The organism is Pseudomonas sp. GL-RE-26 (assembly GCF_019956275.1).
In the GTDB taxonomy this organism is placed as follows: domain Bacteria; phylum Pseudomonadota; class Gammaproteobacteria; order Pseudomonadales; family Pseudomonadaceae; genus Aquipseudomonas; species Aquipseudomonas grandcourensis.
The window spans coordinates 638,195-662,742 of record NZ_JAHBDI010000011.1 but is presented as its reverse complement, the minus strand read 5'-3'; the positions used below and the strand labels follow the sequence as shown (position 1 = coordinate 662,742).

Below are 24,548 nucleotides of genomic sequence, written 5' to 3'. Positions count from 1 at the left end.
ATGAACGCTATCGGGTAGGGCGCCACTCTGGTCTACTACCCGATACTTGGCCTAGACTGAACCCCAACAGCTACGCCCCGCGTCCCGCTTCGTTTTTAAGGCCCCTTGCATGTCCGATCCTCGTTATCAGGTCGACGTCAGCGTCGTCACCCGCTATCTGGCAGAACAATCGCAACCCGAGCATGACCGCTTTGCCTTCGCCTACACCATCACCGTGCAAAATAATGGCGAAATGCCAGCAAAACTGCTTTCACGGCACTGGGTCATCACCGATGGTGACGGGCATGTCGAAGAAGTGCGCGGCGCAGGCGTAGTCGGCCAACAACCGCTGATCGACCCCGGCAAGAGCCACACCTACAGCAGCGGCACGGTCATGACCACCAAGGTCGGCACCATGCAAGGCACCTATCAGATGCTGTCCGACGACGGCAAACACTTCGATGCCATCATCGCGCCCTTTCGCCTGGCGGTGCCCGGAGCCCTGCACTGATGGCAACGTACGCTGTCGGTGACCTGCAAGGCTGTCTTCAAGCCCTGCAATGCCTGCTCAAACAAGTGGCGTTCGACCCACAACGGGATCGTCTGTGGCTGGTGGGCGACCTGGTCAACCGTGGCCCGCAGTCGCTGGAAACCTTGCGCTTCCTCTACAGCATTCGCGAATCGCTGGTGTGCGTGCTCGGCAACCATGACCTGCACCTGCTGGCGGCCGGACGCAACATCGAACGCCTGAAGAAGGCCGACACCCTGCGCGAGATCATTGAAGCGCCCGATAGCGCCGAACTGCTGGAATGGCTGCGCCAGCAAAAACTCATGCACTACGACGAACAGCGCAACCTTGCACTGGTCCATGCCGGCATTCCACCGCAGTGGTCGCTGCGCAAAGCCTTGAAATGTGCTGCCGAAGTCGAGACCGCCTTGCGTGACGACAACCTGTTGCCGCCCTACCTCGATGGCATGTACGGCAACGATCCGGCGAAATGGGACAACGACCTCAAAGGCGTGACGCGCCTGCGGGTGATCACCAACTATTTCACGCGCATGCGCTTTTGCACCGCCGAAGGCAAACTCGACCTCAAGAGCAAGGAAGGTCTTGATACCGCACCAGCAGGCTACAAGCCCTGGTTCCAGCACAAGGAACGCAAGACCAAGGACCTGAAGATCATCTTCGGTCACTGGGCAGCACTGGAAGGCAAGTGCGACGAGCCAGGTATCTCGGCCCTCGACACCGGTTGCGTCTGGGGCGGCGCCCTGACCCTGATGAACGTCGACAGCCTTGAGCGCCGGTCCTGCAAATGCGACGAACACGGTCATGCCGTGCCGCCAGTCGCCTCATCCATTCCCCAAACATCGCCAGCCAGCGCCCCGCGCTAGACTGCCCATTCAGCCGAGCCACAGGAGCCCGCCATGAGCGAATTCAAACGTATCCCCCCGGAACAGGCCCAGGCCCTGCGCGAACAAGGCGCAGTGGTGGTCGACGTCCGCGACCCGGCCACTTTTGCCGCCCTGCACATCGCAGGCTCGAAGCATCTGGACAATCATTCCCTGCACGCTTTCATCCAGGGTGCCGACCTCGATGCACCGACCGTGGTGGTCTGCTATCACGGCAATTCCAGCCAGGGCGCGGCCGCCTACCTGATCAGCCAGGGCTTCTCCGACGTCTACAGCATGGATGGCGGATTCGAGTTGTGGCGTACGACGTATCCTGCGGAAACGGCGCAAGGCACCACTGAATAATTTTTTTGTAACGTTGCAAGCCCCGACTCTCGCGGGCTGGCGCGGTGGCAGACGAACGGTCTGCCACAACTAATTACGTATCTCGCCTTTACCTCCCGAATTCCCAACTATCCTTAAGCCCAGGCCATCCAAAACAGGGGAGAGCCGGTACACCGGCGCACGGGTCATCGGGAGTAGCTTTCGGAGTAGTCAGCTCCGGGAGAGTTCTGGGGGGTAAACAGCAATCGCCTGTACGGTTGCTGCCAGCATCGACTGAGTGATCCGGCGTCGGCTCCACGTATCGAGCGAGGTGACGTCATGAGTATCTTTAGCCACTTCCAACAACGCTTCGAGTCCACACGCCAGGAAGAACTCTCTCTGCAAGAGTATCTTGAGCTGTGCAAAAAAGACCGCAGCGCCTACGCTTCTGCCGCCGAGCGTCTGTTACTGGCCATCGGTGAACCAGAACTGCTCGACACCTCGACCAACTCGAGACTGTCGCGCATCTTCTCCAACAAGGTCATCCGCCGCTATCCGGCCTTTGAAGACTTCCACGGGATGGAAGAATGCATTGACCAGATCGTGTCGTATTTCCGCCATGCCGCTCAGGGCCTGGAAGAGAAGAAACAGATCCTTTACCTGCTCGGCCCTGTCGGTGGTGGTAAATCGTCCCTGGCCGAGAAGCTCAAACAACTGATGGAAAAAGTGCCCTTCTATGCCATCAAGGGCTCGCCGGTTTTCGAGTCGCCCCTGGGCCTGTTCAACTCCACTGAAGATGGAGCGATCCTGGAGGAGGACTTCGGCATTCCACGGCGCTACCTCAACACCATCATGTCGCCATGGGCGACCAAGCGCCTGGCTGAATTCGGTGGCGACATCAGTCAGTTCCGCGTGGTGAAACTCTATCCGTCGATCCTCAACCAGATCGCCGTGGCCAAGACCGAACCAGGCGATGAAAACAACCAGGACATCTCGGCACTGGTGGGTAAGGTCGATATCCGCAAACTGGAAGAGTTCCCACAGAATGACGCGGATGCATACAGCTACTCGGGCGCACTGTGCCGGTCCAACCAAGGGCTGATGGAATTCGTCGAAATGTTCAAGGCACCGATCAAGGTGCTGCACCCACTGCTGACCGCCACCCAGGAAGGCAACTACAACAGTACCGAAGGCCTCGGCGCAATTCCGTTCACCGGGATCCTGCTGGCGCACTCCAACGAATCGGAGTGGCACACCTTCCGCAACAACAAGAACAACGAAGCCTTCATCGACCGGATCTACATCGTCAAAGTGCCGTACTGCCTGCGGGTCAGTGACGAAGTGAAGATCTACGACAAGCTGCTGTTCAACAGTTCGCTGGCCAAGGCGCATTGCGCGCCGGATACCCTGAAGATGCTGGCCCAGTTCACCGTGCTCTCGCGCCTCAAGGAGCCGGAAAACTCCAACATCTACTCGAAGATGCGCGTGTACGACGGCGAGAACCTCAAGGACACCGATCCGAAAGCCAAGTCGATCCAGGAATACCGCGACAATGCGGGCGTCGACGAAGGCATGAACGGACTCTCGACCCGCTTCGCGTTCAAGATCCTGTCGAAGGTGTTCAACTTCGATCCGCACGAAATTGCCGCCAACCCGGTGCACTTGCTCTACGTGCTGGAACAACAGATCGAGCAGGAACAGTTCCAGGCCGAGACCCGCGAACGCTATCTGCGCTTCCTCAAGGAGTACCTGGCACCGCGCTACATCGAATTCATCGGCAAGGAGATCCAGACTGCCTACCTCGAGTCCTACAGCGAGTACGGCCAGAACATCTTCGATCGTTATGTGCTGTACGCCGACTTCTGGATCCAGGACCAGGAATACCGCGACCCGGAAACCGGCGAGATCCTCAACCGCGTAGCGTTGAACGAAGAACTGGAGAAAATCGAAAAACCGGCCGGCATCAGCAATCCGAAGGACTTCCGCAACGAAATCGTCAACTTCGTCCTGCGCGCCCGGGCCAACAACAACGGCAAGAACCCGACCTGGCTCAGCTACGAAAAACTGCGGGTGGTCATCGAGAAGAAAATGTTCTCCAACACCGAGGACCTGCTGCCAGTCATCAGCTTCAATGCCAAGGCAAGCAAAGAGGACCAGCAGAAACACAACGACTTCGTCACACGGATGGTCGAGCGGGGCTACACCGACAAACAGGTACGACTGCTGTCCGAGTGGTACCTGCGGGTCAGAAAATCACAATAACCCGCTGCCGGTCAGACCGGTTGTCGTCAGCCAGAGGCCTGTGTATGCATTTTCTGTTACACAAGCCTCTGGAAGGTGTTCGAAAGTCGGTAGCGAGTTCAAGCAGCATCCACAGCGCTTGGGGGAGCGTCGTACATCCCTTGGCTCTCAGTCCTTTGCTGCATCACCGCTCGCCCCTTTCAGGACAGCTTCTAAGGAGCAGTCATGAGCTATGTGATCGACCGACGTCTCAATGGCAAGAACAAGAGCACGGTGAACCGCCAGCGGTTTCTGCGGCGCTACCGTGATCACATCAAAAAGGCTGTCGAAGAGGCGGTCAGCCGGCGCTCCATTACCGATATGGAACACGGCGAACAAATCAGCATTCCCGGTCGCGACATCGACGAGCCGGTGCTTCACCACGGTCGCGGTGGCAAGCAGACGGTCGTGCACCCGGGCAACAAGGAATTCACCAGCGGCGAACATATCGCCCGTCCACCGGGAGGCGGTGGCGGCAGAGGCCCCGGCAAGGCTGGCAATTCCGGCGAAGGGATGGACGAATTCGTCTTCCAGATCACCCAGGAAGAGTTTCTCGAATTCATGTTCGAGGACCTCGAACTGCCCAACCTGGTCAAGCGCAACCTGACCGGCACCGACACCTTCAAGACCGTGCGGGCCGGAATCAGTAATGAGGGCAACCCGTCGCGGATCAACATCATCCGCACCCTGCGCTCAGCCCACGCCCGGCGAATCGCCCTGTCCGGCAGCAGCCGGGCAAAACTGCGCGAAGCCAAAGAGGAACTTCTGCGACTCAAGCAGGAAGAACCAGATAACTTCGGCGATATTCAAGAAATCGAAGCAGAAATCGAAAAACTCAGCGCGCGCATTCACCGCATACCGTTTCTCGACACATTCGACCTCAAGTACAACCTGCTCATCAAGCAACCCAACCCCAGTTCCAAGGCCGTGATGTTCTGCCTGATGGACGTGTCCGGCTCGATGACCCAGGCGACCAAGGACATCGCCAAGCGCTTCTTTATCCTGCTGTACCTGTTTCTCAAGCGTAACTACGAAAAGATCGACGTCGTATTCATCCGCCATCACACCAGCGCCCGCGAAGTGGATGAAGAGGAATTTTTCTACTCCCGGGAAACCGGCGGCACCATCGTCTCCAGCGCCCTGAAACTGATGCAGGAGATCATGGCCGAGCGTTATCCGAGCAACGAGTGGAACATCTATGCCGCCCAGGCCTCCGACGGTGACAACTGGAACGACGACTCTCCGATCTGCCGCGACATCCTGATCAACCAGATCATGCCATTCGTGCAGTACTACACTTACGTTGAGATCACCCCGCGCGAACACCAGGCCCTGTGGTTCGAGTACGAGCGCATCGCCGAAGCCTTTTCCGACACATTTGCCCAGCAACAACTGGTCTCGGCCGGGGATATCTATCCGGTCTTCCGTGAACTCTTCCAGCGCAGGTTAGTGACATGACCGCCAAAGAGCAGAAACGCCAACCCATTTCCACCGGCTCCGAATGGACGTTCGAGCTGATTCAGGCCTACGACCGCGAAATCAGTCGTATTGCGGCCGGTTACGCACTCGATACGTATCCCAACCAGATCGAAGTGATCACCGCCGAACAGATGATGGACGCCTACGCCTCGGTCGGTATGCCGCTGGGTTATCACCACTGGTCCTACGGCAAGCACTTCCTCAGCACCGAAAAGTCCTATACCCGCGGCCAGATGGGGCTGGCCTACGAAATCGTGATCAACTCCGATCCATGCATCGCCTACCTGATGGAAGAAAACACAATCTGCATGCAGGCGCTGGTGGTGGCCCATGCCTGCTACGGGCACAACAGCTTTTTCAAAGGCAATTACCTGTTCCGCACCTGGACCGACGCCAGCTCGATCATCGATTACCTGGTGTTTGCCAAGCAGTACATCATGCAGTGCGAAGAACGCCACGGCATCGACGCGGTCGAGGACCTGCTCGACTCCTGCCATGCCCTGATGAACTATGGTGTCGACCGCTACAAACGCCCTTATCCGATCTCCGCGGAGGAAGAACGTCGCCGGCAAAAGGACCGGGAAGAACATCTACAGAAACAGATCAACGATCTGTGGCGCACCATTCCCAAGGGCGCGGACAAGTACAGCGACAAGGACAACGCACGCTTCCCCGCCGAACCCCAGGAAAACATCCTGTACTTCATCGAAAAACACGCGCCACTGCTGGAGCCATGGCAGCGGGAAATCGTGCGCATCGTGCGCAAGATCGCCCAGTATTTTTATCCACAGCGTCAGACCCAGGTGATGAATGAAGGCTGGGCCACGTTCTGGCACTACACCCTGATGAACGACCTGTACGACGAGGGCCTGGTCACCGACGGCTTCATGATGGAGTTCCTGACATCCCACACCAGCGTGGTCTTTCAGCCGGGCTTCGACAGCCCTTACTACAGCGGAATCAACCCCTACACTCTCGGGTTTGCCATGTACCGGGACATCCGGCGCATGTGCGAAGAACCCACCGAGGAAGATCGCCGCTGGTTCCCGGAAATTGCCGGCACCGACTGGCTGGCAGCCATCAAGTTCGCCATGAGCAGCTTCAAGGATGAGAGCTTCATCCTGCAGTACCTGTCGCCCAAGGTGATCCGCGACCTGAAGCTGTTCAGCATTCTCGATGACGACCAGAAGGATGACCTGCTGGTACCCGCCATTCACGACGAAGGTGGCTACCGCATCATCCGTGAAACCCTCGCGGCACAGTACAACCTGGGTAATCGCGAACCCAACGTGCAGATCTATAGCATCGACCGGCGTGGTGACCGCTCCCTGACCCTGCGCCACCAACAACACGACCGCAAACCGCTGGGAGAGTCCACCGAGGAAGTGCTCAAGCACTTGCACCGCCTCTGGGGTTTCGACATTCACCTGGAAACGCTGCAGGGCGATCAGGTCATGAAAACCCATCATGTGCCGCCCCGGAGCGAGCACAGCGAAGGCGATTACGGCCGCCTGGACCTGGCCGTCATCCATCTTTGATCCGGTTTGTGCCTCCGAAAGCTCGATGCAACGGTTATCCTGTCGAGCTAACGGAGGTTTTTTATGCGTATTTATAAAGTCGGCGGCGCGGTACGTGATCGCCTGCTGGGCAAACCGGTTACCGATATCGACTGGGTCGTGGTCGGCGCCACCACCGAAGAAATGCTCGCCAAGGGCTTTCGCCCGGTGGGCGCGGATTTTCCGGTGTTCCTTCATCCAAAAAGCGGTGAGGAATACGCCCTCGCCCGCACCGAGCGCAAAAGCGGGCGCGGTTACGGCGGCTTCACTTTTCACGCCAGCCCTGAAGTCACCCTCGAAGAAGACTTGATCCGTCGCGACCTGACCATCAATGCCATAGCCGAAGACGACCAGCAGAACCTGACCGACCCGTACCACGGCCAGCGCGATCTCGAAGCGCGCCTGCTTCGCCATGTTTCCCCGGCATTTGCCGAAGACCCGCTCCGGGTCCTGCGTGTTGCCCGCTTCGCGGCGCGCTACGCGACGCTGGGTTTTACCGTCGCCCCGGAAACCCTGGCGCTGATGCGCCAACTCAGCGAATCAGGCGAGCTTGAGGCGCTGACCCCGGAGCGCAGCTGGAAGGAAATTTCCCGCGCCCTGATGGAAGATCAGCCACAGGTGTTTGTGGAGGTTTTGCGCGCATGCGGCGCACTCAAGGTACTGATGCCAGAGGTCGACGCGCTGTTTGGCGTACCGCAACCACCCGCCCACCACCCGGAAATCGATACAGGTGCACATACACTGAGCGTGTTGCAGCAAGCGGCGTTGCACAAACAGCCGCTGACCGTGCGCTGGGCGTGCCTGCTGCACGACCTGGGCAAGGGCCTGACGCCAGAGGAAGAATGGCCGCGACACATTGCCCATGAGTTCAAAGGCCTGAAGCTGATCAAAGCGATCAACGAACGCTTCAAGGCGCCGAGAGACTGCCAGGAGCTGGCGTTGCTGGTGGGCGAGTATCACACCCACGGGCATCGTGCCCTTGATCTGAAGCCATCGACATTGCTGGAATTGCTGCAAAGCTTCGACATTTACCGTCGCCCACAGCGGTTCGAGGAGTTCATCGCGGCATGCGAGATGGATGCGCGTGGGCGCAAAGGGCTGGAAGAAAGAAGTTATCCACAGGCGAATTATTTACGCGGAGCGGCAACCGCTGCTCGTAGCGTGGCGGTTCAGCCGTTGCTGGAGAAAGGCTTCAAGGGGCCGGAGTTGGGGGAGGAGATCAAGCGCGAGCGACTAAAAGCCTTGAAAGCCTACAAAGAGACCGCGTCGATCTGAAAAGCTTCGCGAGCAGGCCCGCTCCCACAGACTTACGCTAACCCTGTGGGAGCGAGCCTGCTTGCGAAGACATCAGTAAGGTCACAACAAATCTGAAGGTGTCAGCTGCTCACCGCGCCATTCGAAAGCCACTGGCGCCAACACCTGATCAATCTGTGCTTCAGCCCACAAGGCCGCAAAGCTCTTGCCTGCACCCGGGTGCACGCGATCCGGCGCTATCAACGACAACGGCCACAGAACGAACGCATTTTTCAGAATTTCTGCCCGCGGCAAGATCAAGCCATCGAAGTTGCCCACCAGGTCACCGAACAACAACACGTCGATATCCAGCGGCAAACCTCGGCGATCCGGCGCGTAACGACCGTTATCCGCCTCGATGAACTTCAATCGACGATCAAGCTCCATCAGCGGCAGATCGGTATACGCCGACACCACGAAATTGAAGAACGGCCCGCTCTTGATGCCCACCGACTGGCTTTCGAACACCGCCGAACAGCGGATATCGACAAGGAACGCCGCCAAAGCGTCGAGCCCCGCCCGCAAATGAGCTTCACGCTCGATATTGCTACCGAGCCCGAGGTACACCTGAGTCAGCGACATCCGCGCTCGATCTCCACGCCCACACCGCCGGCGGCAGCCGGGATGGCGCCAGGTTTAGTCAGCTTCAGGCGCATCCAGGTGATCTTGAATTCGCTCATCAGCACTTCAACCAGGCGCTCGGCAAAGGTTTCCACCAGCTGGAACTGCGCCTGCTCGGCAAACGCCTGGATGCGCGAGGAAACACTGGCGTAGTCGAGCGCCAGGCTCAGGTCATCACCGGCTGCGGCCGGGCGATTATCCCAGGCGAAGCTCAGATCAAGACGCAAGCACTGTCGGATGCCTCGTTCCCAGTCGTAGGCACCAATCACCGTGTCGACTTCCAGGCCCTCGATAAACACTCTGTCCAAGCACTTCTCTCCGCTACACGACAAGGGCGCAATGCGCCGTTAGAATCAGGGCGTCCTCGCCCGGAATAGTTAGCATGTTTTGGTTATTGGCGATCCTCGCCTACCTGCTCGGCTCTCTGTCCTTTGCCATTTTGCTCAGCCGCCTGACCGGTAACCCCGATCCGCGAATGAGTGGCTCGGGCAATGCCGGTGCCACCAACATGTTGCGCCTGGCCGGCAAGAAACTCGCCATCCTGACCCTGCTCGGCGACCTTTGCAAAGGCCTGCTGCCGGTACTGATTGCGCGTCTTGCGGGCCTTTCGCAGCAGGAACAGGCCTGGATCGGCGTCTATGCCGTCATCGGCCATCTGTTTCCGTTGTACTTTCGCTTTCGCGGCGGCAAGGGTGTCGCCACCGCTGCCGGCATGTTGCTGGGACTCTACCCGCCCGCCGCCCTTCTGGCGGTCTGCACCTGGCTCTTGACGTTCTACCTGACCCGCACCAGCTCCCTGGCCGCCCTCATCGCCACACCGCTGACCCTGCCGCTGCTGGCCTGGCAGGAACCGGCCGCCCTGCTACCCATGAGCACGCTCACCGGGCTGATCGTCTGGCGTCATCGCGGCAATCTACGCGACCTGTTTGCCGGGCGCGAACGGCATTTTTAAAGGGCAGGCATGAGCACCGCTCATCACAGCGCCGACAACTGCTCCATCGGCCAACGCGCCTGCACGCTGATCGCCAGACTTTCCTGCTGACCGGCCTGCAAGCGCTGGCAGCCGGCAAAGGCGATCATCGCGCCGTTATCGGTACAGAACTGCGGACGGGCATAAAACACATCGCCTTTCATGTCGCCGAGCATTTTTTCCAGGGACGTGCGCAACGCCTTGTTGGCACTAACGCCCCCTGCAATCACCAGGCGCTTCATACCGGCGGCTTTCAGGGCACGCTTGCACTTGATGGTCAAAGTCTCCACCACGGCCTGCTGGAACGCCAGCGAGATGTCGCAACGGGCTTGCTCGCTGTCGTCCCCGGCGCTGACGCACTGTTGCCAGGTGTTCAACGCAAAGGTTTTCAGGCCACTGAAGCTGAAATCCAGGCCCGGGCGGTCGCACATCGGACGCGGGAAGACGAAACGCCCTGCAACGCCCTGTTCTGCAATGCGAGCGATTTCCGGTCCGCCCGGATAATTGAGGCCCATCATCTTGGCCGTCTTGTCGAATGCTTCGCCGGCAGCGTCATCCAGGGTCTCGCCCAGGAGTGTGTACTGGCCAATTCCGTCGACCTGAACCAGTTGCGTATGACCACCCGACACCAACAAAGCGACGAACGGAAATTCCGGCGGTTGCGACTCCAGCATCGGCGCCAGCAAATGGCCTTCCATGTGATGCACACCGAGGGCCGGAATACCCCAGGCAAAGGCCAGCGCCTGAGCGCAGGAAGCCCCAACCAGCAAGGCACCGACCAGGCCAGGACCCGCGGTGTAGGCGATCGCATCGATCTCGGTCGGCACGCAGTCGGCCTCGGCCAGCACCTGACGAATCAAGGGCAGCATGCGTTTGACGTGATCGCGTGAAGCCAGTTCCGGCACCACGCCACCATAGGCGCGGTGCAGGTCGATCTGACTGAACAGCGCGTCGGCCAGCAGGCCGCGCTCACTGTCATATAATGCGACACCAGTTTCGTCGCAGGAGGTTTCTAATCCCAGTACTAGCATGGGTTTGCGCCTTGTTTAGGCTGAATTCGAAGGCGCGCATAATAGTCGTCGCGTGATGCCCCGACCAGCGGTTTTCGATCAGAGGCTTTGCATTCCGAGCGATGAGGGGTTAACATCCGCAACCCTTAAAAACCGACGTCTTCAAGTGCTCTTTTGCCGCGAGGATGTTGACCCCGGTAATGAATGAAGGTAGCTCTGGATGCCAGCCGTCAAAGTAAAAGAGAACGAACCCTTCGACGTAGCTCTGCGTCGTTTCAAGCGCTCCTGCGAAAAAGCCGGTGTACTGGCTGAAGTTCGTAGCCGCGAATTTTACGAGAAGCCAACTTCTGAGCGTAAGCGCAAAGCAGCAGCCGCTGTTAAGCGTCACGCCAAGAAAGTTCAGCGCGAACAGCGCCGCGCCGTTCGTCTGTACTAATACACAGACGATCGTAGCAAGCTTCTGCCAAGCCCGGCCCTCAGCCGGGCTTATGGCATTTGCGTAAAACGCTTGATGCTTCACTGTCGAAGCCGCAGACGCGACCGAGACAAATCTGCTTCACCGCGTCAGACCTGGCTCTTTTGCCAGCGGTGCACGTCTTTTCTGACGAGCCTTTCAAGGCTACTGACGAGCACACCCACTGATTCCTCTCACGACGATCAGCCCAAGGCACCTCCTTGCGTGCCAGATGATGAGCTATCCGAGGCCTATGATTGGCCGCAGCGGATTCAGCGCAACACATTCAAACAGTCGAATACTGAATTGGCATTAACGTCAGTGGATTTTCGGCAGATACACTTCCCGACAACGATTACGCAGACGACACTGGTCGAGCCGCACACTTTGCGCGCCTCAAACAACGACCGCGTTCGATCGCAGTACGTTACGGGCTCCTTTCAGCGCAGATGACGAGAACGCCATGGCCGGGCTAATCCCCCAGAGCTTCATTGACGACCTTCTGAACCGCACCGACATCGTCGACGTGGTCAGCTCGCGCCTGCAACTGAAAAAAGCCGGCAAGAACCACACTGCCTGCTGCCCGTTCCACAAGGAAAAGACTCCGTCGTTCAGCGTCAGCCCCGACAAGCAGTTCTATTACTGCTTCGGCTGCGGCGCTGGCGGCAACGCCCTCGGCTTCATCATGGACCACGACAACCTGGATTTCGTCCAGGCTGTCGAAGAACTGGCCAAAGCCGCGGGCATGGAAATCCCCCGCGAAGAAAGCGGCCGCCCGCACAAACCGCGACAGCCGACTGATTCGCCGCTGTACCCGCTACTCAGCGCCGCTGCCGACTTTTATCGCCAGGCCTTGAAAAGCCATCCATCGCGCAAGGCCGCCGTGGAATACCTGAAAGGTCGCGGGTTGACCGGCGAAATCGCCCGGGACTTCGGTCTGGGCTTTGCCCCTCCTGGCTGGGACAACCTGTTCAAGCACTTGAGCAGCGATACCCTGCAACAAAAAGCCATGATCGATGCCGGCCTGTTGATCGAAAACGCCGAAAGCGGTAAACGCTACGACCGCTTCCGCGACCGCGTGATGTTTCCGATCCGCGACAGTCGCGGGCGCGTCATCGCCTTCGGCGGCCGGGTGTTGGGCGACGACAAGCCGAAGTACCTGAACTCCCCGGAAACCCCGGTTTTCCATAAAGGCCAGGAACTCTACGGCCTGTACGAAGCGCGCAAGACCAACCGCAACCTCGACGAGATCATCGTCGTCGAGGGTTACATGGACGTCATTGCCCTGGCCCAGCAAGGCCTGCGCAATGCCGTCGCGACCCTGGGCACCGCCACCAGCGAGGAACACCTCAAGCGGCTGTTTCGCGTCGTGCCCAGCGTTCTATTCTGCTTCGACGGCGACCAGGCCGGCCGCAATGCGGCATGGCGGGCACTGGAGGCGACACTTTCGAGCCTGCAGGACGGTCGTCGCGCACGCTTTCTGTTCCTGCCCGAAGGCGAAGACCCGGACACCCTGGTCCGCTCCGAAGGCACCGATGCCTTCCGCGCACGGATCAACCAGCACGCACAGCCTCTGGCCGATTACTTCTTCCAGCAACTGACGGAGGAAGCCGACCCGCGCTCGCTTGAGGGTAAGGCCCATATGGCCACCCTCGCTGCGCCGTTGATCGACAAAGTCCCGGGCGCCAACCTGCGCATATTGATGCGTCAACGCCTGAGCGAAATCACCGGTCTGAGCGGTGAAGCGGTGAGTCAGCTGGCACAAAGCGCCCCGCAAGAAGCGCCGCCGGCCTACGACCCTGGCATCGATTACGACGCGATGCCCGACTACAGCGACTATCATCAGCCGCAGGCACAGGAAATGTATGTGCCGCAGCAGGAATGGACCCCGAAGAAACCCGGTGCAGGAGGCAAGAAATGGGACAAGAAACCGTGGGACAAGAATGGCAAACGGGGCGGTGATCGTGATCAACCCCGCGCGCCACGAGTGCCCGCCGCCGTAGAACCGCCGACCCTCGCCGCCTTGCGCACGTTGCTGCATCACCCGCAACTGGCCGAAAAAGTCGAGGATGCCGGGCACTTCGCCGCCGAGGATCACACCAACACGCAATTGCTGGTGGCGCTGCTCGAAGCCGTGCAGAAGAATCCCAAGCTAAACTCAATTCAACTGATTGCGCGTTGGCACGGCACAGAACAAGGCCGTTTGCTCAAGGCCCTGGCGGAAAAGGAATGGCTGATTGATGGAGATAACCTTGAACAACAGTTTTTCGACACCATTACTAGCTTGTCAGCCCGCCAACGCGAGCGAAACCTGGAACAACTTCTGCGAAAAGCGCGTCAAAGCGAATTGACCAGCGAAGAGAAAAATCAACTGCGCGACCTCTTGAGTCGCAATGTTTCCGCATCAAACCCGACCTCAACTGGCGCGTGAGGTCATAGCTCAGGTATAATCCTCGGCTTGTTTTTTGCCCGCCAAGACCTTCAGTGGATAGGGTGTTATGTCCGGAAAAGCGCAACAGCAGTCTCGTATCAAAGAGTTGATCACACTTGGTCGTGAGCAGGGCTACCTGACTTACGCGGAGGTCAACGACCACCTGCCGGAGGATATTTCAGATCCGGAACAGGTGGAAGACATCATCCGCATGATCAATGACATGGGGATCAACGTATTCGAGGTTGCGCCAGATAAGGATTCCCTTATGCTGGCCGACGCCGATACCGACGAAGCCGCAGCCGAAGAGGCCGCTGCAGCGTTGGCTGCGGTCGAGACCGACATTGGTCGTACTACCGACCCGGTGCGCATGTACATGCGCGAAATGGGTACGGTGGAGCTCCTCACGCGTGAAGGCGAAATCGAAATCGCCAAACGTATTGAAGAGGGCATCCGTGAGGTGATGAGCGCAATCGCGCACTTCCCCGGCACGGTTGATCATATTCTCTCCGAGTACACCCGCGTCACCACCGAAGGTGGTCGCCTGTCCGACGTCCTGAGCGGTTATATCGACCCGGACGATGGCATCGCGCCGCCTGCGGCAGAAGTGCCGCCACCGGTTGACGCGAAAGCCGTCAAGGCGGATGACGATTCCGACGACGAAGACGGCGAAGCCTCGGATGACGAGGAAGAAGCCGAAAGCGGTCCGGATCCGATCATCGCTGCACAGCGCTTTGGCGCTGTGGCCGATCAGATGGAAATCACCCGCAAGGCGCTGAAAAAGCACGGTCGCAACAACAAGGCAACGATTGCCGAGCTGTTGGCCCTGGCCGGACTGTTCATGCCGATCAAACTGGTGCCGAAGCAATTCGAAGGCCTGGTCGAGCGTGTTCGCAGTGCCCTGGATCGCCTGCGTCAGCAAGAGCGCGCAATCATGCAGCTCTGCGTTCGTGATGCACGCATGCCGCGTGCCGACTTCCTGCGCCAGTTCCCGGGCAACGAAGTCGACGAAAGCTGGAGTGATGCCCTGGCCAAAGGCAAAGGCAAATATGCTGAAGCCATTGGTCGTCTGCAGCCGGACATCATCCGTTGCCAGCAGAAGCTGACCGCGCTGCAAACCGAAACCGGCTTGACCATCGCCGAGATCAAGGACATCAACCGTCGCATGTCGATCGGCGAGGCCAAGGCCCGCCGCGCGAAGAAAGAGATGGTTGAAGCCAACTTGCGTCTGGTGATCTCCATCGCCAAGAAGTACACCAACCGTGGCCTGCAATTCCTCGATCTGATCCAGGAAGGCAACATCGGCTTGATGAAAGCGGTAGACAAGTTCGAATACCGTCGCGGCTACAAGTTCTCGACCTATGCCACCTGGTGGATCCGTCAGGCGATCACTCGCTCGATCGCCGACCAGGCCCGCACCATCCGTATTCCGGTGCACATGATCGAGACGATCAACAAGCTCAACCGCATTTCCCGCCAGATGTTGCAGGAAATGGGTCGCGAACCGACCCCGGAAGAGCTGGGCGAACGCATGGAAATGCCTGAGGACAAGATCCGCAAGGTATTGAAGATCGCTAAAGAGCCGATCTCCATGGAAACCCCGATCGGTGATGACGAAGACTCCCATCTGGGTGACTTCATCGAAGACTCGACCATGCAGTCGCCAATCGATGTTGCAACCGTTGAGAGCCTTAAAGAAGCGACTCGCGAAGTGCTGTCCGGCCTCACTGCCCGTGAAGCCAAGGTACTGCGCATGCGCTTCGGTATCGACATGAATACCGACCACACCCTCGAAGAGGTTGGTAAGCAGTTCGACGTGACCCGTGAGCGGATTCGTCAGATCGAAGCCAAGGCGCTGCGCAAGCTGCGCCACCCGACGAGAAGCGAGCATCTGCGCTCCTTCCTCGACGAGTGATCACAGAACCCCCGGCCCAGGCCGGGGGTTTTGCTTTGTACAGATTAAATCTCCCCGCTTCCCCCCTCCTCCCTGTAGCCGTCTACACTCGAAACATTCCCCCGAGCCATAACGAGACCGTTATGCCCAGACTGCCGACCGTGCTTTTTTTGCTGTCGCTGATGACCTGGACCGCAACGGCTGGCGCGCTGACTCTCACTGACGATGAACGTAGCTGGCTGGCGGCTCACCCGGAATTGCGCCTGGGTGTCGATGCGTCGTGGCCGCCCTTCGAGTTTCGTGACGATGGGGGCCGCTACCAGGGCCTTGCCGCGGATTACATCGAGGTCATCCGCAAAAGGCTGGCAACCCGGCTCACGCCCATCGAGCCGGTGAGCTGGACCGCCGTCCTGGAACAAGCCAAAAAGGGCAAACTGGACCTGCTGCCGGGCATCATGTCGACCCCTGAACGCCAGAAATACCTGTCGTTCACTCGCCCCTATCTGGATTTTCCGATTGTCATCCTGGCCCATGTCGGGGGCCCCCAGCCACATAACCTGAAAGACCTGTACGGCCTGAAAATCGCCGTGGTGGAAAACTACGCCCCCCACGAACTGCTGCGCAGCCACCATCCCGACTTGAACCTGGTGGCGGTGCCCAACGTCAGCTCGGCGCTACAGGCGCTGGCCACCGACGAAGTGGACGCCGTGGTAGGCGATCTGGCTTCCAGCGTCTGGGGACTGCGCCAACTCAAGCTCGATGGGTTGTATGTCAGCGGTGAAACCCCCTATCGCTATCAACTGGCCATGGCTGTACCCCGCGACAACAAGATGCTGGTCGGCATTCTCGACAAAGTCCTGGCGGACATGAGCCCCGCTGAAATCAGCGCCATTCAGGAGCATTGGGTCGGCAACGTCCTCGATCATCGAACTTTCTGGAATGACCTGCTGGTGTATGGCCTGCCCGGATTGCTGCTGCTGACTACCGTGCTGGCGGTGGTTATCCGCATCAACCGCCGCTTGAGCTCGGAAATCGCTCGCCGGGTCAACCTTGAACAGGAACTGCGCAGCAGCGAATACCACTACCGCGGCCTGGTGGAGAGCCTGTCGGCCATCGCCTGGGAAGCAAAAGTCACCGACTTCACCTACAGCTATGTATCGCCCCATGCCGAAGACCTTCTCGGTTATCCCCTGTCCCACTGGCTGATTCCGGGCTTCTGGCGCAACATCATTCACCCCGCCGACCTGACCCGCGCCCAGACCTTCTGCGATCACGAAGTGCTGGCCGGGCGCGATCACCGCCTCGATTACCGGGTGATCACCGCCGACGGCCGCTGTCTGTGGGTGCGCGATATCGTCAGCCTGATCGAACACGGGCATGAGCCAGTGCTGCGCGGGTTGATGATCGATATCACCGACGCCAAGCGCACCGAGGAAGCGCTACGCCTGTCGGAACAGAAATTCGCTTCCGTGTTCCAGCAATGCCCGGACATGCTGGTGATTGCGCGCCTGAGCGACGGCTGCCTGCTGGAAGTCAACGAAGCGTTCGAAGAACAGATCGGCCTCAAGGCCGAGGACGTCATTGGCCAGACCGCCACCAACCTGAACATCTGGGGGATTCCCGGTGTTGGGCCGGGCCTGTTGCAACGCTTGCAGGCCGGCAGCATCCGCAACCTGGAAATGCCCTTTCGTCGCAGCAACGGCCAGGTGTTTACCGGCCTGATCTCCGCCGAACCGTTTAACCTCGACATGACACCTGCGCTGGTGGTCGTGGTGCGGGACATCACCCAGCTCAAGGAAACCCAGCAACAGCTGCAAACGTCCGAAGAAAAGTTCGCCAAGGCCTTCCACGCTTCCCCCGACGGATTGCTGCTGTCGCGGCAAAGCGATGGCTTGCTGCTGGAGGTCAACGACGGTTTCAGCCGCATCACCGGCTTCAACAGCGCCATGTCGGTGGATCGTTCGGCGCTGGACCTGGGGATCTGGGTCAACCTCAATGAACGCAAGCAAATGCTCGACCTGCTGCACCGGGACGGTTTTGTCCGCGACTTCAGCTGCCATATCCGCCGCAGCGACGGGCAGATCCGCCTCTGCGAAGTGTCCAGCCGTCCGCTGCCGATTGGCGATGAAGACTGCATGCTGACCATCGCCCGGGATATCACCGATCGGCACCTGATGCAGGAAAAACTGCAACAGGCCGCCACCGTGTTCGAAAGCACCGCCGAAGGCGTATTGATCACCGATACCCAACAGCACATCAGCGCGGTCAACCGTGCGTTCACCGAAATCACCGGTTACAGCGAAAGCGAAGCCTTGGGCCACACGCCGCGCCTGCTCGCCTCGGGCCTGCATGACAGCGCGTTCTACGCGGCCATGTGGCACCAATTGACCGCCGAAGGCCACTGGCAAGGCGAGATCTCCAACCGGCGCAAGAATGGCGAGCTGTACCCGAGCTGGCTGACCATCAGTGCCGTGCGCAACCGGGAGAAGTTCATCACCCACTTTGTCGCGGTGTTCGCCGACATTTCCAGCCTCAAGCACGCGCAGGCCAAACTCGACTACCAGGCGCACCACGACCCGCTGACCGGCCTGCCGAACCGCACGCTGTTCGAAAGCCGCCTGCTGACCGCGCTCAACAGCCAGCAGGAAAACGGCGGCCAGGGCGCAGTGCTGTTCCTCGACCTCGACCGCTTCAAGCACATCAACGACAGCCTCGGCCACCCGGTCGGCGACCTTCTGCTCAAGGGCATTGCCGTGCGCCTCAAGGAGCAGTTGCGTGACATCGACACCGTGGCGCGCCTGGGAGGTGACGAGTTCATTATCCTGCTGCCGGGCCTGCAACAATCCAGCGATGCCGACCACATCGCCAATAAACTGCTCAACTGTTTCGCCGCGCCGTTCCAGGCCGGCGAACACGAGTTTTTCATCAGCGCCAGCATCGGCACCAGCCTCTATCCGAAGGATGGCTGCGACGTTGCCACACTGATCAAGAACGCCGACGCCGCGATGTACCGCTCCAAGGCCAAGGGCCGCAACCGTGTCGAAAGCTACACCCGCGACCTCACCGCCCAAGCCAGCGAGCGCGTGGCACTGGAACACGAACTGCGCCGCGCCATCGAACGCAACGAGTTGCACCTGTGCTACCAACCGAAAATCAGCCTCGAAGACTACAGTCTGGTCGGCGCCGAAGCCCTGATCCGCTGGCACCACCCGACTTTTGGCGACGTGCCGCGGGAACACTTCATCCCGCTGGCCGAAGAAAACGGCATGATCCTGCAAATCGGCGACTGGGTCCTGGAAACCGCCTGCCGGCAGATGGCCGAATGGCACAGGCTGTACGAAAGTCCCGGCCCGCTGTCGGTCAACCTGGCCGGCGCCCAACTGCGCCAACCCAACCTGGTGGGCCGCATAGAACAGTTGCTCAAGGACAACGGCCTCAACCCCGGCTTCCTGCAACTGGAAATCACCGAAAACTTCATCATGAGCCAGGCAGAGGAGGCGCTGGCGGTGCTGCATCAACTCAAACAACTGGGCGTGCAACTGGCCATCGATGACTTCGGCACCGGCTATTCGTCCTTGAGTTACCTCAAGCGTCTGCCGCTGGACATCCTCAAGATCGACCAGTCCTTCGTCCGCGGCCTGCCCGACGACCCCCACGATGCGGCCATCGTACGCGCCATCATCGCCCTCGGACGCAGCATGCAATTCACCGTGATTGCCGAAGGGGTCGAGACCCAGGCGCAACAACAATTCCTCGCCGCCGAGGGCTGTGAACAAATCCAGGGCTACATCGTCAGCCTGCCCCTCCCCCCCGACGAATTCGCCGCGACGTTTCTTCGTACAGCCGTAAAGGCTTTTTCGGATAGCACAGTCGCAAAACCGTCGCTATAATCCGCGACCTACTGAGGGCCTATAGCTCAGTTGGTTAGAGCAGAGGACTCATAATCCTTTGGTCCACGGTTCAAGTCCGTGTGGGCCCACCAAACAAGAAAGCCGCGCAATGCGCGGCTTTTGCGTATCTGAATTGCCCGAAACCGTAGAGCCACTTTTTAATCGTTCAGTTGGCAAAGTTTTCGATCTTTACCTGGCCCTCGGGGAAGGTGGCGATGATTTCCAGTTCGCCTCCCATGGCGCGGATGTAGTTGCGCAAAGTACTGATGTACATGTCCGTTCGCCGCTCCATCTTGGAGATCGCCGCCTGGTTGACATGCAGTGTCCTGGCCAGTGTGTCCTGACTCAACGCTTGCGCCTGGCGCAACTCGTGCAGCGGCATTTGTGCTCGTAGCTTCTGATGCAAGGCCTCAACACGTGCTTGAGACTCTGGAGAGCGACGCGCCACCAAATCAGCAAATTTTTTAGCCATTGTCATAGCCCTCTTTCTTCAATGTATCCAAGTGCTCGTCGTAGAGACGTTCGGCCAGTGGCACGTGTTCCGTATACCAACGCGCCTGGCCGGTTTTATCACCGCCAATCAGCAGAATCGCGCTGCGCCGTGGATCAAACGCGTACAGCACACGGTACGGCCTGCCAGCGTGCTGCACCCTTAACTCACGAAGGTTGCCATGCCGTGAACCCTTGATATCGCTGGTATGTGGAAAACCCAAGTGTGGGCCATCCTCGCCCAGCAACATCACTGTGGCCTGAACCGAGTCCTGTTCGAACTCGTTCAGGTGATCCCACCAGGCCTCAAATTCATCCGTGTATTCGACGTCCCATTTCATACAAATATGCCACCAAAGGAATATAACCTCAAAGGAATAAATGTATGAGCTTCAGAGGTGCCCAACCACCCTGACTCCTCTGTCAATTGTTAACGATGGTTACTCGCAGAGGGTTTGCCGTTTCGCCAATTGCTTCAGCGTCCTCATGACAACGCGGGAACCAGGCGTTTGGCTCAACGACTCAGAGGGTGCACCGGCCTGGAAAATCGCTCGTCGCGCCAGTCTTCGTTTACAGAGGGTGTCGCAATATCGGATGACGTCCGTAAACCTTGTAGGCAAACTCCGAATCTTGCTTTTGGGCACTTTGCTGCCTTGTTGCGCTTTTCTTCGACGGGATAGTCTCCGGACGTCGCTGACCATTCAGCGATCGGGCTTGGAAACCCGTCGAACCGCTACGCAATAGCGCCCAATCAAGACTGCGGACGTTTTTACGGCTGCAATCCTGTGCCATGGCAGCTGTGCGTGGGACGCCTTCGGGCGTGCCGGTTTCTCTGGTTCCCGGTTTTCCAACCTGCGCACAGCTGCCACCCATTCGCTTGGAAACGAAAGTGGCGGCTCCTTGAATAACCAGGAGTAATCCCATGAGTAAAATGGATTCGCCCGCACTCTCAGAACTGAAAACCGTTGGTTTCACACCCTTCTTGTATCTCTCGAATCAACCGCTGTTCCATGTCTGCCGCGACGTCCCCATCGCCGACGCTCTGGCCCAAGCCTCCGACCTGTTGTTCCTCGCCAAGTCCCTCACCGTGGACGCCGCCTACGCCCAAGACTCCGACCGCCACGCCTGGGCCGCGCATTACCTGACGACGATGAGCAAAGCGGTGATTGATGATGTGGTGAAGGTGCTGACGCGGCGACCTGTTCAAACGAGAGCGGATGCAAATCAATAGAACACTTTTCACAGGACCGGAAAATTCCCAAAAAGGGACCGAGCGTTCCCTTTTTGGGACTGATAGAGCCTACTTCCAGTGCTGAACAACATCACTGCAACTGTCAGTCCAAACACGTAATGAAGGGATAGCCTGCACCGCCCGCAACTGTTCCAGCATCGGCCCGGGGAACACAACCTCATACGTATCCGCCGCCCGCCCCCATTGCTCCACAAGAGCCATGCCGTCCACCAGCGCCACAGCCAATTCGGCAATCGTCCCGGCTTGATCTTCGATGATTTCTTGAGTCCGACCCCACACCCGATCAGTCATCGCTTTAAGCTCCGCCGAAATGCGCTCAGACGACGCTGGATCAGTATCCGGGCAGGCGACGTTGCGCAACAGATGCTGAAGCTCCCTGATTTTTGCGTAATCCTGTTCCGCCCCTTGCTCGCCTTTGAGGATGGCGGTGGCCTTGGGCTTATCGACGCGTTTGGCGGCTGAAGGTTTTGAAGGCAGTGTCTGCGCCATTGCGCCAGCCAGGAGCACCATCATCCGGGCTTCCAGATGTTCCTTCATGGCTTCCATCGACGAAATTGGGCGCACCAGGGTAATGGAGGCTCCTCCCTGGTGCCGCAGATCCTTGGTCACTGTCAGGGTCACGCCGCCCGTTTCAAACCCCAGGGCGCGAGCCACCACGTAGTGCCCCATTTCGTGATGGGCGATCTGCAAGGCACGGTCCCGTACAGCAGCAGGTAGCTTCGTTGTCATGTCCTTCGCCTCGCACCCTCGACTGCCTCAATCCTAGCCGATTTCCACACTGGCTCTTTCGCCCATGAAAAAGCCGCGCAATGGCGCGGCTTTTCTGACTCAAGCTTCAGCCCTTACTTGGGCAAAGCGTAAGCAATCACATAATCCCCACGATCCGTCGACTGACGCGCACCGCCCACAGTGAGCAGGATGTACTGCTTGCCGGTTTTCGGTGAAACGTAAGTCATCGGCCCGGACTGGCTGCCCACCGGCAAGCGCGATTTCCAGATTTCGTTGCCGTTGCCGGTATCGAAGGCGCGCAGGTAGAAGTCCTGGGTGCCGGCGAAGAACAGTAGGCCCGACTGAGTGGCGAGCGAAGCGCCGAGGGTCGGCATGCCGATCGGGATCGGCAGGTGCATGCGGATGCCCAGCGGGCCGGTGTCTTGCACGGTGCCGACCGGAACTTGCCACATCAGTTTGTGGGTCTTGAGGTCGATGGCCGACATGGTGCCGAACGGTGGTTTCTGGCACGGAATGCCGGCCGCCGAGAGGAAGCGTTCGCGCATGGCGCCGAACGGCGTGCCTTCCTGCGGTACCACGCCCATTTCGATACCGCTGGCCCCGGCTTTGATCTTGTCGCGCGGGATCATGTAGTTGGCCAGGCCCAGGCGCATGTCGTTGACGAACATGTAGTTGGTGTTCGGATCAACAGAGACGCTGCCCCAGTTCATGCCGCCCAACGAGCCCGGGAATTGCAGGGCGCGATCCATTCCCGGCGGGGTGTAGACGCCTTCGTGGCGCATGCCTTTGAACTGGATGCGGCACATCAATTGATCAAACGGCGTGGCGCCCCACATGTCGGATTCGGTCAGGGTCTTGTTGCCGATTGACGGCATGTCCACCGAGAACGGTTGGGTTGGCGAGTAACGTTCGCCGGGAACCTTGCCTTGCGGCACCGGGCGCTCTTCGACGCGAGCAATCGGCACGCCGGTTTCGCGGTTAAGCAGAAAGATCTCGCCCTGCTTGGTGACTTGCGCCAGGGCTGGCTGGGTGCCGCCCTTGTCGTCCGGCACGTCGTACAGCAGCGGTTGCGCCGGCAGGTCGAAGTCCCACAGGTCATGGTGAGTGGTCTGGAAGTGCCAGCGCACCTGGCCGGTCTTCACATCGATGGCGACGATGGACGAGTTCCACTTGTCGTCGAACTCGGTACGTTGGCCGCCGAAGAAGTCCGGGGTGGCGTTGCCGGTTGGCAAGTAAACCAGACCGAGCTTGGCGTCGTAGGACATGGCCGACCAGACGTTCGGCGTACCACGGGTGTATGTCTCACCGGCCGGAGGGCGTTTGGTGGTGTTTGGGTTGCCCGGATCCCACGCCCATACCAGCTCACCGCTGCGCACGTCATAGGCACGGACCACGCCCGGCGGTTCGCCGGTGGAGTAGTTATCGGCCACGCGGCCGCCGACGATCACCACGTCACCAGCGACCAACGGGGTCGAGGTTTGCTGGTAGTAACCGGGCTTCACTTCGCCCATGTCTGTGGTCAGGTCAACGGTGCCCTTGTTGCCGAATTCTTCGCAAGGCTTGCCGGTGTCGGCGTTGATGGCGATCAGACGGGCATCGCCGGTCGGCAGGAACAGACGTTTCGTACAGGCGGTTGGCTGATTGTCCGAAGACGCCGGGGTTTCGGAATAGCCCAGGCCACGGCAGCGCTGCCAGTTGGGCGCGGTGCCTTGCGGGTCGAACTTCCAGCGCTGAGCGCCGGTGTCGGCATCCAGGGCGAAGACTTTGCCGTAAGCGGTGCAGGTGTAGACCGTGTCGCCGATTTGCAGCGGAGTGTTCTGGTCTTCGGCGCCGGCGCCGGTGCTTTGCGGGATGTCACCGGTGCGGAAGGTCCAGGCGACCTGCAATTTGTCGATGTTGCCCTTGGTGATCTGGTCCAGCGCGGCAAAGCGGTTGCCGGCGGTGGTGTTGCCCCAGTGGGCCCAGTCTTTCTGTTCGGTGCCTGGAGTGACCGGCGTTACCGCAGGTTCGGTGGTGGCCTTGACCACGTGGGTCGGCACGAACATGTAGGACATCGTCGCAACGACGCTCACGCCCAGAATGCCAGCCAGACCGTAGGCGCCACGCCCGCCGGTCGCGCCCGAAGCGCGGACCAGGGTCGGATAGATCAACGCCACCACCAGACCGATCACGGCGAAGGTCAGTACCCGCGAGACCAGCGGCCAGTATTCGAGGCCCGCATCCCAAACGGCCCAGATCGCAGTGAGGACCAACGCCACACCATACAGCCAGGCGCCGAGCGGCTTGCGCCGGGCAATCATCAACCCGGACGCCAGCATCGCCAGCCCCATCAGCAGGAAATACCAGCTGCCACCCAGCGCGATCAGATAGCCACCGCCACCGGCCAGGCCGAGCCCGATCAGTGCAATCAGCACACCCAGCCCCGCCAGCAACCATTTGCTGCCGGCGGCAGCCCCAGAATTGTTCATGTCGGAAATTTTCCCCATTTGTGACAAGGCCGGAATAATG

General features: G+C 59.4%; 20 protein-coding genes and 1 tRNA gene. 14 read left to right on the top strand and 7 right to left on the bottom strand.

What is annotated here, in order from left to right; genetic code table 11:
* Positions 1-109 precede the first annotated feature (109 nt).
* From apaG to KGB07_RS10525, 7 genes are all read left to right on the top strand, one after another.
* On the top strand, positions 110-490 hold the full coding sequence (apaG, locus tag KGB07_RS10555; RefSeq protein ID WP_007980214.1) for a Co2+/Mg2+ efflux protein ApaG: 381 nt from the start codon (positions 110-112) through the stop codon (positions 488-490).
* Positions 490-1,371, top strand: a complete 882-nt coding sequence (locus KGB07_RS10550) for a symmetrical bis(5'-nucleosyl)-tetraphosphatase (RefSeq protein ID WP_223465329.1) — start codon at positions 490-492, stop codon at positions 1,369-1,371. Before apaG ends, KGB07_RS10550 begins: the two co-directional genes overlap by 1 nt.
* 33 nt (positions 1,372-1,404) lie before the next feature.
* Positions 1,405-1,734 carry a thiosulfate sulfurtransferase GlpE gene (gene glpE, locus KGB07_RS10545; protein ID WP_008051614.1) on the top strand — a complete coding sequence of 110 codons (330 nt, stop codon included), beginning with the start codon at positions 1,405-1,407 and terminating at the stop codon, positions 1,732-1,734.
* A 297-nt stretch (positions 1,735-2,031) separates the two neighbouring features.
* Positions 2,032-3,954 (top strand): PrkA family serine protein kinase, encoded by a 1,923-nt coding sequence (locus tag KGB07_RS10540; RefSeq protein WP_007982655.1) that lies wholly within the window; start codon positions 2,032-2,034, stop codon positions 3,952-3,954.
* A 204-nt stretch (positions 3,955-4,158) separates the two neighbouring features.
* On the top strand, positions 4,159-5,430 hold the full coding sequence (locus tag KGB07_RS10535; protein ID WP_007993202.1) for a YeaH/YhbH family protein: 1,272 nt from the start codon (positions 4,159-4,161) through the stop codon (positions 5,428-5,430).
* Positions 5,427-6,989 (top strand): SpoVR family protein, encoded by a 1,563-nt coding sequence (locus KGB07_RS10530; RefSeq protein ID WP_223445646.1) that lies wholly within the window; start codon positions 5,427-5,429, stop codon positions 6,987-6,989. Before KGB07_RS10535 ends, KGB07_RS10530 begins: the two co-directional genes overlap by 4 nt.
* Before the next feature lie 63 nt (positions 6,990-7,052).
* Complete coding sequence (locus KGB07_RS10525) at positions 7,053-8,282, top strand: multifunctional CCA addition/repair protein (RefSeq protein ID WP_223465327.1); 1,230 nt, start codon at positions 7,053-7,055, stop codon at positions 8,280-8,282.
* A gap of 81 nt (positions 8,283-8,363) precedes the next feature.
* Here the strand turns inward: KGB07_RS10525 and folK are convergent, their stop codons facing one another.
* Both folK and folB read right to left on the bottom strand, forming a co-directional pair.
* Positions 8,364-8,882, bottom strand: a complete 519-nt coding sequence (gene folK / locus KGB07_RS10520) for a 2-amino-4-hydroxy-6-hydroxymethyldihydropteridine diphosphokinase (RefSeq protein ID WP_046039471.1) — start codon at positions 8,880-8,882, stop codon at positions 8,364-8,366.
* Complete coding sequence (folB, locus tag KGB07_RS10515; RefSeq protein WP_223465326.1) at positions 8,873-9,229, bottom strand: dihydroneopterin aldolase; 357 nt, start codon at positions 9,227-9,229, stop codon at positions 8,873-8,875. Before folB ends, folK begins: the two co-directional genes overlap by 10 nt.
* A gap of 74 nt (positions 9,230-9,303) precedes the next feature.
* Between folB and plsY the strand changes: the two genes are divergently transcribed.
* The gene (plsY, locus tag KGB07_RS10510; protein WP_046039467.1) at positions 9,304-9,873 is read left to right on the top strand and encodes a glycerol-3-phosphate 1-O-acyltransferase PlsY; all 570 of its coding nucleotides are present in this window, start codon (positions 9,304-9,306) and stop codon (positions 9,871-9,873) included.
* A gap of 23 nt (positions 9,874-9,896) precedes the next feature.
* On the opposite strand, the gene tsaD is transcribed toward plsY, so the two are convergent.
* Positions 9,897-10,922 carry a tRNA (adenosine(37)-N6)-threonylcarbamoyltransferase complex transferase subunit TsaD gene (tsaD, locus tag KGB07_RS10505; protein WP_046039465.1) on the bottom strand — a complete coding sequence of 342 codons (1,026 nt, stop codon included), beginning with the start codon at positions 10,920-10,922 and terminating at the stop codon, positions 9,897-9,899.
* A 199-nt stretch (positions 10,923-11,121) separates the two neighbouring features.
* Here tsaD and rpsU point away from each other — a divergent pair, with 199 nt between their 5' ends.
* The 5 genes from rpsU to KGB07_RS10480 all read left to right on the top strand — a co-directional run bounded on the left by rpsU (position 11,122) and on the right by KGB07_RS10480 (position 19,662).
* On the top strand, positions 11,122-11,337 hold the full coding sequence (gene rpsU, locus KGB07_RS10500) for a 30S ribosomal protein S21 (RefSeq protein WP_002551877.1): 216 nt from the start codon (positions 11,122-11,124) through the stop codon (positions 11,335-11,337).
* Between the two features lie 481 nt (positions 11,338-11,818).
* Positions 11,819-13,786 carry a DNA primase gene (gene dnaG, locus KGB07_RS10495; protein ID WP_046039464.1) on the top strand — a complete coding sequence of 656 codons (1,968 nt, stop codon included), beginning with the start codon at positions 11,819-11,821 and terminating at the stop codon, positions 13,784-13,786.
* Between the two features lie 67 nt (positions 13,787-13,853).
* Positions 13,854-15,701 (top strand): RNA polymerase sigma factor RpoD, encoded by a 1,848-nt coding sequence (gene rpoD, locus KGB07_RS10490; protein ID WP_046039462.1) that lies wholly within the window; start codon positions 13,854-13,856, stop codon positions 15,699-15,701.
* Between the two features lie 122 nt (positions 15,702-15,823).
* The gene (locus tag KGB07_RS10485; RefSeq protein ID WP_223465324.1) at positions 15,824-19,570 is read left to right on the top strand and encodes a bifunctional diguanylate cyclase/phosphodiesterase; all 3,747 of its coding nucleotides are present in this window, start codon (positions 15,824-15,826) and stop codon (positions 19,568-19,570) included.
* Positions 19,571-19,585: 15 nt separating this feature from the next.
* Positions 19,586-19,662 (top strand) — tRNA-Ile (locus KGB07_RS10480).
* 74 nt (positions 19,663-19,736) lie between these two features.
* Here the strand turns inward: KGB07_RS10480 and KGB07_RS10475 are convergent.
* Positions 19,737-20,042 carry an XRE family transcriptional regulator gene (locus KGB07_RS10475; protein WP_008051594.1) on the bottom strand — a complete coding sequence of 102 codons (306 nt, stop codon included), beginning with the start codon at positions 20,040-20,042 and terminating at the stop codon, positions 19,737-19,739.
* Positions 20,035-20,400 (bottom strand): type II toxin-antitoxin system RelE/ParE family toxin, encoded by a 366-nt coding sequence (locus KGB07_RS10470; RefSeq protein WP_046039458.1) that lies wholly within the window; start codon positions 20,398-20,400, stop codon positions 20,035-20,037. The genes KGB07_RS10475 and KGB07_RS10470 overlap by 8 nt, the downstream gene beginning before the upstream one ends.
* A 581-nt stretch (positions 20,401-20,981) precedes the next feature.
* Here KGB07_RS10470 and KGB07_RS10465 point away from each other — a divergent pair.
* Positions 20,982-21,290 carry a DUF3077 domain-containing protein gene (locus KGB07_RS10465; RefSeq protein WP_223465322.1) on the top strand — a complete coding sequence of 103 codons (309 nt, stop codon included), beginning with the start codon at positions 20,982-20,984 and terminating at the stop codon, positions 21,288-21,290.
* Between the two features lie 69 nt (positions 21,291-21,359).
* On the opposite strand, the gene KGB07_RS10460 is transcribed toward KGB07_RS10465, so the two are convergent.
* Both KGB07_RS10460 and KGB07_RS10455 read right to left on the bottom strand, forming a co-directional pair.
* Positions 21,360-22,040, bottom strand: coding sequence for a peptidase M41 (locus KGB07_RS10460; protein WP_223465320.1), 681 nt, complete (start codon positions 22,038-22,040; stop codon positions 21,360-21,362).
* 113 nt (positions 22,041-22,153) lie between these two features.
* On the bottom strand, positions 22,154-24,508 hold the full coding sequence (locus tag KGB07_RS10455; RefSeq protein ID WP_223465319.1) for a glucose/quinate/shikimate family membrane-bound PQQ-dependent dehydrogenase: 2,355 nt from the start codon (positions 24,506-24,508) through the stop codon (positions 22,154-22,156).
* Between the last annotated feature and the right edge of the window lie 40 nt (positions 24,509-24,548).

What these genes read in the sequence shown, in the direction of transcription:
- KGB07_RS10525 (WP_223465327.1), top strand. Translation starts at nt 7,053, where the DNA reads ATGCGTATTTATAAAGTCGGCGGCGCGGTACGTGATCGCCTGCTGGGC.
- KGB07_RS10455 (WP_223465319.1), bottom strand. Translation starts at nt 24,508, where the DNA reads ATGAACAATTCTGGGGCTGCCGCCGGCAGCAAATGGTTGCTGGCGGGG.
- KGB07_RS10530 (WP_223445646.1), top strand. Translation starts at nt 5,427, where the DNA reads ATGACCGCCAAAGAGCAGAAACGCCAACCCATTTCCACCGGCTCCGAA.
- KGB07_RS10460 (WP_223465320.1), bottom strand. Translation starts at nt 22,040, where the DNA reads ATGACAACGAAGCTACCTGCTGCTGTACGGGACCGTGCCTTGCAGATC.
- KGB07_RS10540 (WP_007982655.1), top strand. Translation starts at nt 2,032, where the DNA reads ATGAGTATCTTTAGCCACTTCCAACAACGCTTCGAGTCCACACGCCAG.
- dnaG (WP_046039464.1), top strand. Translation starts at nt 11,819, where the DNA reads ATGGCCGGGCTAATCCCCCAGAGCTTCATTGACGACCTTCTGAACCGC.
- plsY (WP_046039467.1), top strand. Translation starts at nt 9,304, where the DNA reads ATGTTTTGGTTATTGGCGATCCTCGCCTACCTGCTCGGCTCTCTGTCC.
- KGB07_RS10475 (WP_008051594.1), bottom strand. Translation starts at nt 20,042, where the DNA reads ATGGCTAAAAAATTTGCTGATTTGGTGGCGCGTCGCTCTCCAGAGTCT.
- rpsU (WP_002551877.1), top strand. Translation starts at nt 11,122, where the DNA reads ATGCCAGCCGTCAAAGTAAAAGAGAACGAACCCTTCGACGTAGCTCTG.
- apaG (WP_007980214.1), top strand. Translation starts at nt 110, where the DNA reads ATGTCCGATCCTCGTTATCAGGTCGACGTCAGCGTCGTCACCCGCTAT.
- tsaD (WP_046039465.1), bottom strand. Translation starts at nt 10,922, where the DNA reads ATGCTAGTACTGGGATTAGAAACCTCCTGCGACGAAACTGGTGTCGCA.
- folK (WP_046039471.1), bottom strand. Translation starts at nt 8,882, where the DNA reads ATGTCGCTGACTCAGGTGTACCTCGGGCTCGGTAGCAATATCGAGCGT.
- KGB07_RS10465 (WP_223465322.1), top strand. Translation starts at nt 20,982, where the DNA reads ATGAGTAAAATGGATTCGCCCGCACTCTCAGAACTGAAAACCGTTGGT.
- KGB07_RS10470 (WP_046039458.1), bottom strand. Translation starts at nt 20,400, where the DNA reads ATGAAATGGGACGTCGAATACACGGATGAATTTGAGGCCTGGTGGGAT.
- rpoD (WP_046039462.1), top strand. Translation starts at nt 13,854, where the DNA reads ATGTCCGGAAAAGCGCAACAGCAGTCTCGTATCAAAGAGTTGATCACA.
- KGB07_RS10550 (WP_223465329.1), top strand. Translation starts at nt 490, where the DNA reads ATGGCAACGTACGCTGTCGGTGACCTGCAAGGCTGTCTTCAAGCCCTG.
- KGB07_RS10535 (WP_007993202.1), top strand. Translation starts at nt 4,159, where the DNA reads ATGAGCTATGTGATCGACCGACGTCTCAATGGCAAGAACAAGAGCACG.
- glpE (WP_008051614.1), top strand. Translation starts at nt 1,405, where the DNA reads ATGAGCGAATTCAAACGTATCCCCCCGGAACAGGCCCAGGCCCTGCGC.
- KGB07_RS10485 (WP_223465324.1), top strand. Translation starts at nt 15,824, where the DNA reads ATGCCCAGACTGCCGACCGTGCTTTTTTTGCTGTCGCTGATGACCTGG.